General features: G+C 40.6%; 7 protein-coding genes and 1 pseudogene. 1 reads left to right on the top strand and 7 read right to left on the bottom strand.

Annotated features, from left to right (window positions below; translation table 11 throughout):
• Positions 1–112: 112 nt before the first annotated feature.
• The gene (locus tag AC5162_RS06265) at positions 113–1816 is read right to left on the bottom strand and encodes a septation ring formation regulator EzrA (RefSeq protein ID WP_496534400.1); all 1704 of its coding nucleotides are present in this window, start codon (positions 1814–1816) and stop codon (positions 113–115) included.
• Positions 1817–2155: 339 nt separating this feature from the next.
• On the opposite strand from AC5162_RS06265, the gene rpsD reads away from it, so the two are divergent.
• Positions 2156–2767, top strand: coding sequence for a 30S ribosomal protein S4 (gene rpsD / locus AC5162_RS06270; protein WP_496534401.1), 612 nt, complete (start codon positions 2156–2158; stop codon positions 2765–2767).
• 75 nt (positions 2768–2842) lie between these two features.
• On the opposite strand, the gene AC5162_RS06275 is transcribed toward rpsD, so the two are convergent.
• The 6 genes and pseudogenes from AC5162_RS06275 to AC5162_RS06300 form a co-directional block, all read right to left on the bottom strand.
• Positions 2843–3925 carry a tyrosine-type recombinase/integrase gene (locus AC5162_RS06275; RefSeq protein ID WP_496534402.1) on the bottom strand — a complete coding sequence of 361 codons (1083 nt, stop codon included), beginning with the start codon at positions 3923–3925 and terminating at the stop codon, positions 2843–2845.
• 98 nt (positions 3926–4023) lie between these two features.
• On the bottom strand, positions 4024–4212 hold the full coding sequence (locus AC5162_RS06280) for a hypothetical protein (RefSeq protein WP_496534403.1): 189 nt from the start codon (positions 4210–4212) through the stop codon (positions 4024–4026).
• The gene (locus AC5162_RS06285) at positions 4199–4801 is read right to left on the bottom strand and encodes a replication protein (RefSeq protein ID WP_496534404.1); all 603 of its coding nucleotides are present in this window, start codon (positions 4799–4801) and stop codon (positions 4199–4201) included. Before AC5162_RS06285 ends, AC5162_RS06280 begins: the two co-directional genes overlap by 14 nt.
• Positions 4802–4958: 157 nt before the next feature.
• Positions 4959–5603: a hypothetical protein gene (locus AC5162_RS06290; protein ID WP_496534405.1), complete on the bottom strand. Its 645-nt coding sequence runs from the start codon at positions 5601–5603 to the stop codon at positions 4959–4961.
• Position 5604: 1 nt separating this feature from the next.
• Positions 5605–6681: pseudogene (locus AC5162_RS06295) on the bottom strand (AAA family ATPase).
• A gap of 93 nt (positions 6682–6774) precedes the next feature.
• Complete coding sequence (locus AC5162_RS06300; RefSeq protein WP_496534406.1) at positions 6775–7083, bottom strand: hypothetical protein; 309 nt, start codon at positions 7081–7083, stop codon at positions 6775–6777.
• Positions 7084–7658: the final 575 nt, after the last annotated feature.

Consider the following 7658-nt stretch of genomic DNA (forward strand, 5'->3'; position numbering starts at 1 on the left):
GGTCACCGATTGAATATCGGCAACCAGCCGCTTAGCGAACTAGTAAATATTTACTTTAGTTTTTGGGGTATACGTCAGAAGTGCCGGCCTTTTAATTTTTGCTAAATACTACTTATAAGGTGATGCTGTCTTGACTAGCTGCCAAACGGGCGTAAGCCCCTGGCTCTACCCGGTCAAGCTCGGGCTGCAAGGTCTTAACCACCGTTCGGTAGTCAAAGTCGTTTTGATAACTTGCTTGTGCTTTTTTCAACGCCTTAGCTAACTGAGCGTCCTGCTCTTCATAACGGTGACTGTATTGAAGGAGCAAAACAGCCAAGTCAGCATTAGCCAAGAGGTCTTGGGCCCGTTCTTTTAAGGTATCAAAGTCAGCCGAGACAATGTTTAACTGCCGTTGGACATCATCCAAATCAACTTCGCTCGCAGAAACTGCTTGGTCGAGCTTTTTCATTTCATCACTAATCGCAAAGAAATAAGATAGGAAGTCACCTGGCAAACCAGGTAAATCCTGGCGCTCAATTGACCGTTGCAGGGTCCGAATTTGGTTAATGTAGTCCACGCTATGTTTCTTGGCTGATTCCAGTGCTGGTTGGAAGCCATTAATTTGCTGGTACATTTCGACCTGGTCAGCATCCAATTGGGTCAAAAGCGACAACCAAGCACTTTGTCGGTCAACTGCTTGACTATACGTAATCGACTGGTCGGCCAAAGCATCTTGGACTTCCTTTTGGCTGGTAACCATTTCTTCAATTTCTTGGTGGTTATTGGACTGGCGGTCTTCTTCACCATGGGTCAACATAAACCGACCCTTTAGGTAGGTTAATTCAATCAACAAAGAATGGTTTTGTTCCTTGACTCGGTCAAAGAGCTTAGCCATTTCATCCTGGCGCTTGAAGTAGTTGTGGTAAGCCTGGTACTCGTTTTCTAGTAGGTCGTAAAGTGATTGAATTTGAACGTCCAATTGGTCAGCGACTTGCTGGGCTTCTTTGACTTGTAAGTCCGTCAGAACATCCAAGCCCTTCAACCGTTCCTGGTCAGCCTGGTCTAAGCCCTTTTTAAAGATTTCTTCGTCGAAGACAATCCCGCGGTCTTTAATATCAATTGCTGATTCAAAGAGCTCTTGCAATTGTTCAACGTACTTACCATTCAACTTGGCAACCAGTGGTGGAATGGAGTCAATCAAAGACATCACTTGACCAGCTTCCATGCCTAAGGCCTCAAAAGCTTCCGCCGACTTGACCTGGTCGCCTTCTTCTAAGAGGTCCTTATATTCCTGGTACTCTTTTTCAGTGTCCTCAACCACTGACAGCAACTTAGCCACCGCAGGGCCAAACTTTTCGGGTTCTGTTTTGATATTTTGCCGGATGCTTTCGTATTCATCATGCATCTGATCAATTAGTTTTTGGTGTTCTTGGTTTTGTTGCTGAATGTCAGCCACACCAGCCTGAATTTCTTTTTGCAAATCCGCCGCTTCTGTCATTAAGTCAAAAAGCTTTTCCAATGACCGTTTGGTTTCAAAGACATTTAGGCCAGAAACCAGTTGAACCGTCTTGTTCAACTCCCGGTCAATTGCTAAGAATTGGTTTCTTTGCAGGCTACGGAACTTCCGCTCTAAAATCTGGTAGTCTTGCAGGGTCTCCCCCGTCAAGGCTAGTTTTTTAGCAGCCGCTAATTTCTGATCAACGTGTTCGTCTAACAGCGCTTTTTTGGCCAAGTTAAAGTCGCTAACCTGCGTTGCCGCCTTTTTTTGCGACAACACTGCCCAGCCTAAACCTAATCCTAAAATCGCAATGACGACAATGGTAATTACAATCAGCATCTACAAAACCTTCATCTTTACAGTATTTACGTCCAGAATACACTATTTAATAAGAAAAAGGGTGGCCTATTCTAGCTTTTAGACTTTTCTTAAGAACTTTCACATTTGCCACCCCTATTTCCCTAGTTAAATCAAGCTTTTTCTTGCTTTTAGGTCCAGTCCTTGCTATACTAGTTGAAGTTGTATTGAGTAGCAGTCGGTAAAGAAGCGCGTCAACAACGTCCTAACTCGTTAGTAAGGGCTTAGCTACAGTCTCTGAGAAACGTTTTTTCTTGACGCTGCACGCATCTGGTGCCGGCCCTCAAATGTACAGCAAAATACATTTTGGAGGACATATACATGTCACGTTATACTGGACCAAAATGGCGTATCTCACGTCGTTTGGGTGTTTCCCTTTCTGGAACTGGTAAGGAATTGTCACGCCGTGCTTACGCACCAGGCGATCACGGACAAGGCCGCCGCGGAAAGGTTTCTGAATATGGAATGCAATTGCGCGAAAAGCAAAAGTTGCGTTTCACTTATGGTTTGACTGAACGTCAATTCCACTCATTGTTCAACAAGGCCGGTAAGATTCGTCAAGGTACTCATGGTACCAACTTCATGATCTTGTTGGAACGTCGTTTGGACTCACTTGTTTACCGTCTTGGTTTGGCAACTACTCGCCAACAAGCACGTCAATTGGTAAACCACGGCCACATCTTGGTTGATGGCAAGCGCGTTGATATCCCATCATACGAAGTTGTTCCTGGACAAAGCATTTCTGTTCGCGAAAAGTCAAAGAACATTGTGCCAATCCAAATCGCTGTTGAATCAGTGGTTTCACGTCCACAATTCGTTTCATTTGATGCCGACAAGTTGGAAGGTTCTTTGGTTCGTTTGCCTGAACGCGAAGAATTGGATGCTGACCTCAACGAAGCTTTGATCGTTGAATACTACAACCGTCTTGGTTAATAAAACCCTTTTTCACCAACGTTTACAGGCGTTTGGTTGCAAATTGGTTGCAAATTTTCAAAAAGCTCATGAATCCTATGCCTCTAACATAGGATTTTCAAGAAATTTTAAAGCAATCTCAGTTTGAGATTGCTTTTTTTCTGGCAATAAATCAATATAGTGCGATAACGTGATTCTAATATTAGAATGACCCAATCGTTCAGAAATAACATCAATTGGAATACCCTTAGAAAAAAGAACACTAGCATGTGTATCACGTAAACCATGAAAAGTAGTAATACCAACTTTTGCCTCTATCAATAATTCTTTTAAATCAGCCGATTGATGAAAACCACCATCACTGAAAATGAAACCATCACTATGATGACCATGCTGTTTTAACAAATCAAAAACTTCTCGAGTTATCGTAACTTTTCGATGAGCATGCTTTGACTTTAGTGTTGTGTCCTCTTTTGTATATTTCCGTGCTTTGTTAATGTCAATCATTTGGTCATAAACGTCTTCTTGCGTTAAAGCAATCAATTCCTCACGCCGACCACCAGAATCTAAGGCTAGTAATGCCAATAAAGCAAACTCCTGTTTTGAGGCTATTGTCAGCAGATAAGCCCGAAACTTAGCATAGTCAGTGATAGATAAAGAAACATTCTTTTTCTTTCGACTTTGACCATTTGCTTTTATTGCACTACTAAAATCTTTTCGCATTAAATCGTTTAGAGCCGCATACCGCAATGACTGTCTAACTAACTTTAAAAAATCAACAACTGTTGCTTTTGCCCTTGTACGACCAAATTGATTCACTTTCGTTTGAACAGCAGCATGAGTTAAAGTCATCAACTTCATTTCTCCAAAAACCGCTGCCACTCGTTTTTTATTTGTTTGCAGTTTCAACAAATAGACATGCGATTGTATTTCGGGTCGTTTAATGTTGTCTGACCACCAATTATAATATTCTGAAAATGTAGAATCGTAGAATTGATAATCAATTTCTTTTACCGAATCCTGTTTTTTCTCCTCCTCCCTTTCCTTAGCCCATGCTTGGGCTGCGGCTTTTCTTTTGAACTGTTTAGAAACTCGTTTATACCCGCTACCTGTTGCAACGGATATTTGAACTAAATAACGTTTTCCCGAGCTTGTTTGTTTAGTAGTAATTGATGCCATAATTATCTTCCTTTTCCATATAAAAAAGACAGATAATATAAATTTCAATACACAGCATATATTATCTATCCTTTACAAAGAACTTGTAAAGTTTTTTATTAACTCAAACCAAATTTTTTATGGACATAATCCGTTAAAAAATCAGTTGAGTAGAATTCTTTCGTCCCTAACTTCAATGACTTAAAGCTTTCATCAGTGCGAATATAGGCATCAAAAACACTCGCCGAAACACCAAGAATTTCAATTGCTTGCTTTCGACCTACTAACTGCGGATTATTTTGTTTCATCATTAATTTCCTCACTTTGTTTTTTGGTTGGGGTGGCGTAACGTCTTGAATCAATGTACTTGCCAAAGAAAAAGGAATACTGAACAAACATGGGAAAGTATTCGGGGTGAAACTCTCGAATAATATTGACGGCGTTACTAAACTCGTAACAGTCGTTTTCATCAATGATTTCAATAATGTTTTCTAAGGCATTACCGTTACCCGTTGCCTCTTGAAATTTAGTGAGGTTAAAGCCACAACCAAATTCAATGTCGTCCACGTTGTATTGGGCTTTATCCTCGTTTTGAGCGTGGGTAAAGTAGTCATACATACCAGTTGGGGACATGACCATTTCAACGTGTTCGGGGGCGTTTAACTTATCGTGAATCAAGTCTGATACTTGACTATACGTTTTGAGCGAATCAAAAAAGAAAGCTCCGTGCTTATGAGCTTTCTTAACTTCGCCTGTTTTCTTATTGATGTCTTTATCATGCCAAGGACTTAGCATGTAAGGAACTTGGAGTTCGTCTAGAATTTCCAAGTAGTTATCGGGAGCGCTTTCTTGATAGATTAAGAACGTCCATTTATTTGACCGCTTTGCTTTTGCCATATCGGTCTCCTTTCTTATTTGCTAGTAATCAGCTCACGGCGGGGCGTGATTACTGATTACTGATCCATAGGGGAATGGTCGTAGTAGACATTCCCCATAAAAGGAAAAGAGGACGGGCTGCTGGCTTTCACTTTGTGAGCCGCTGCCCGTCCTCTTTTCAGTATTCGATTGTGTCAAAGTCAGCATTACCTTTACGAGTTGCCCGAAAAAATACTTTTCCGTGTTTTCGTGTGGGTGAGGCAAAGAAATAGTTCTCATACCGTTCACTTAGGTAATTGCTAATTTGAACCTCTAATTGGTCATATAATTGTCGTCCTTGTTGATTGCGAGGAAGAGTAAACATTAGTGTTACTCTATTTTCTTGAATATCAAGAACTGTCTTTTTGAGCGCCTTATTAAAACTATTAGCTGAAAAGCTTTCGCTAACTTTTTTATCGGCAGTCATTTGTTCGATATGTTGACGAAAGTGTTTTTTAAATTCTTTAGTCGCTGTTCGAGAAAGACAGAAAAAGTTCCATGCATGTTTTCCTTGGGTTTGTCGCATAGCAAATTCTATATATAGAAAAACTGCCCATACGCTGGCAAATCCTACTAGCGGAATCGTTGTCCAAACTGTTAGTACCCAAAGAATGTGAATAATACTTTGAGTGTGTGGAAGAGCTGCTGTTTGAAATGCCCACATAAGAAAGGCAAAAATAGCAGGTACAGGTAATGTGAAAATTGTTGCCCGTGATAATTTTCGATTTTGACTCATGCTGGCTGTGTTATCAAGTTCTTGGGTAGTAACTTTATTCAATTTCATCTTAATTCACTCCTTTTTGAGTAAAATACGTGGGGCAAAGCAATGGTAATACTTGATAAGGCTGTTCACTGTCAATGACTTGAATTAGCCCTGTGCCTTTGCCCACTGGGATAACAATTCCTTCTGGATTCAAATCTGGAAACAGAAATTGAATCGTCTTTTGGTTAATGTTGCCCACCTGTATAAGAACATTTAACTGTTCTCGGACTGATACAGGGATTGAATTATAGTCAAACCGCTGCGACACTAATAAGAGGTGGACGTTGGTTGCCCGACCTAATAAGGCAATTTGTGATAAGAGGGAGAAAAATGAATCCTTAATGGCTTTATTAACGCCCTCTGACAAAGCTAAGACTTCATCAATCACAATGGTGTAATGGCGGAACTGCCGACTAGACTGTTGGTAAAGTTCCTGTTGGCGTTGATTAATCAACTTCAACGCCTTACTTAAAGCGTCATTAACCTGCGATAAGAAATCCGCCTTGGAACGGTTTTCCTCGGGGTGAATCACGTCCACAACATTGACCTTGCCCCAACGGCTAGGACTGTCAAACTTTGGGTCAACAATCACTAAATCGGAAATTGGCTTTAAAAAGGTCAATAAGTAAGTGAGTAGTTAACTCTTACCCGACCCACTGTTGCCCGCAATCGCCATACTAGTCACCCGGTTATAGTCGATGGACAGGTTCTTCATCATGGGGATATTCGCCCCTGCTGTTCGGTCAACATAATCGGGTAAATCCATGATTTTAAGGCGTTGTGAAATGCCTTTTTTCATGGGAAAGAATAAGGCACGCTTAACGTGCATGTCATCACTGCCCAACGGAACAAAATAGGCACTACTTTGTTTGAGGAGGGTATAGGCAGGATATAAAGCAGCGTTTGCAATCAAGAAAATCTTTTTATAAAGATTATCATCAATTACATAACCGGCTGGGAGGCGAGGAATGAAGATAAAGCCTCCCTTAACTAAGCGGACATCAAAACTGTTCGAGTAACTCGTTTCGCCTTGGGTCGAAGACCCTAAAGCCATATTCAAATTTTGCAGTAAATACTGCTCAAACTCTTCTTTTTCCATGAGTTTGGTTTCCTTTCTAGATTCAACATTAGTAACAATAAAAAAAGCCCAGCATGTGCTGGGCTACGGATTCTCTTAAACATCAATTATCTCCTAAACCTTTTGAATCCCGTTGGCTTTAAAGTAGACGTTGTAACGGACTTCAACGCCTTCCAGTTGGTCAAATTGGATAACGGTCATATACTTAGGTAAGTCAAAGGACTTGGGAAACTTGACTTGAAAGGGTTCAACGCCCTCTTGGGTAAACCAAGCACTGTAACCGTCCACCTCGTCGGTGCGTTGCTGGTTAACGTACTTGTACTTCACTGCCCATTCATCACTAAGGGAGTAAATAGGTTGGTTGTTATCGATATATTGCGCTGCTGTTTGAGCTGAGTATCCTGAGTTCATACGTGTCTTCATAGGTTAAAATTCCTTTTCTTAATGCAAGTGTGGTGGTAGTGATTTAGTATTCGATTTTTTTTGGGGGGGTAGGACTACGAATCGGTAGCATAAAGTTCCTTTCTAAAAAAAGCACCCCTAGAAACCAAAACCAACCAATTAGCCGTTCTGTTTTTTATTTTTTTATTTTTTATTTTTTTTGAACGACTAAAAATGGCGTCCTTAAAGTAAAAGGGCGCCGTTAGGTTGGTTGAATATTCATTTTTTTGGTTTTAGGGGTTGACAAACAGTTATTTTGTTGTTATGCTCTAAAGCGCAGCAAGGCGCCTAAAAGTTTCAAGTAATTTAAGACATAACGTTTATTCCTTTCTTTTAATAATTAATTTTTACATAAAAGAGAAAGGGTAGTGAGTTGCGAAGCAACGAGCGTAGGGAGCGTAGCTTCCTTAGTAAGCGTTTTCGTAGAAAACGCGCCCCCCAGGAACTCAAAAAATTAATAACAAAAAAAGACAGAAAGCCAATGATATGAACCCCGAAATTTGGACAACCAAATTTCGAGGTTTTTATTATGTCCAAATTATCAAAAGAAGACAAAG

This window comes from Fructobacillus sp. ChS1-6f1-1-27, assembly GCF_059579415.1.

Coding starts and splice junctions, on each gene's coding strand:
- AC5162_RS06285 (WP_496534404.1), bottom strand. CDS start 4,801: ATGGCAAAAGCAAAGCGGTCAAATAAATGGACGTTCTTAATCTATCAA.
- AC5162_RS06280 (WP_496534403.1), bottom strand. CDS start 4,212: ATGAAACAAAATAATCCGCAGTTAGTAGGTCGAAAGCAAGCAATTGAA.
- AC5162_RS06300 (WP_496534406.1), bottom strand. CDS start 7,083: ATGAAGACACGTATGAACTCAGGATACTCAGCTCAAACAGCAGCGCAA.
- AC5162_RS06275 (WP_496534402.1), bottom strand. CDS start 3,925: ATGGCATCAATTACTACTAAACAAACAAGCTCGGGAAAACGTTATTTA.
- rpsD (WP_496534401.1), top strand. CDS start 2,156: ATGTCACGTTATACTGGACCAAAATGGCGTATCTCACGTCGTTTGGGT.
- AC5162_RS06290 (WP_496534405.1), bottom strand. CDS start 5,603: ATGAAATTGAATAAAGTTACTACCCAAGAACTTGATAACACAGCCAGC.
- AC5162_RS06265 (WP_496534400.1), bottom strand. CDS start 1,816: ATGCTGATTGTAATTACCATTGTCGTCATTGCGATTTTAGGATTAGGT.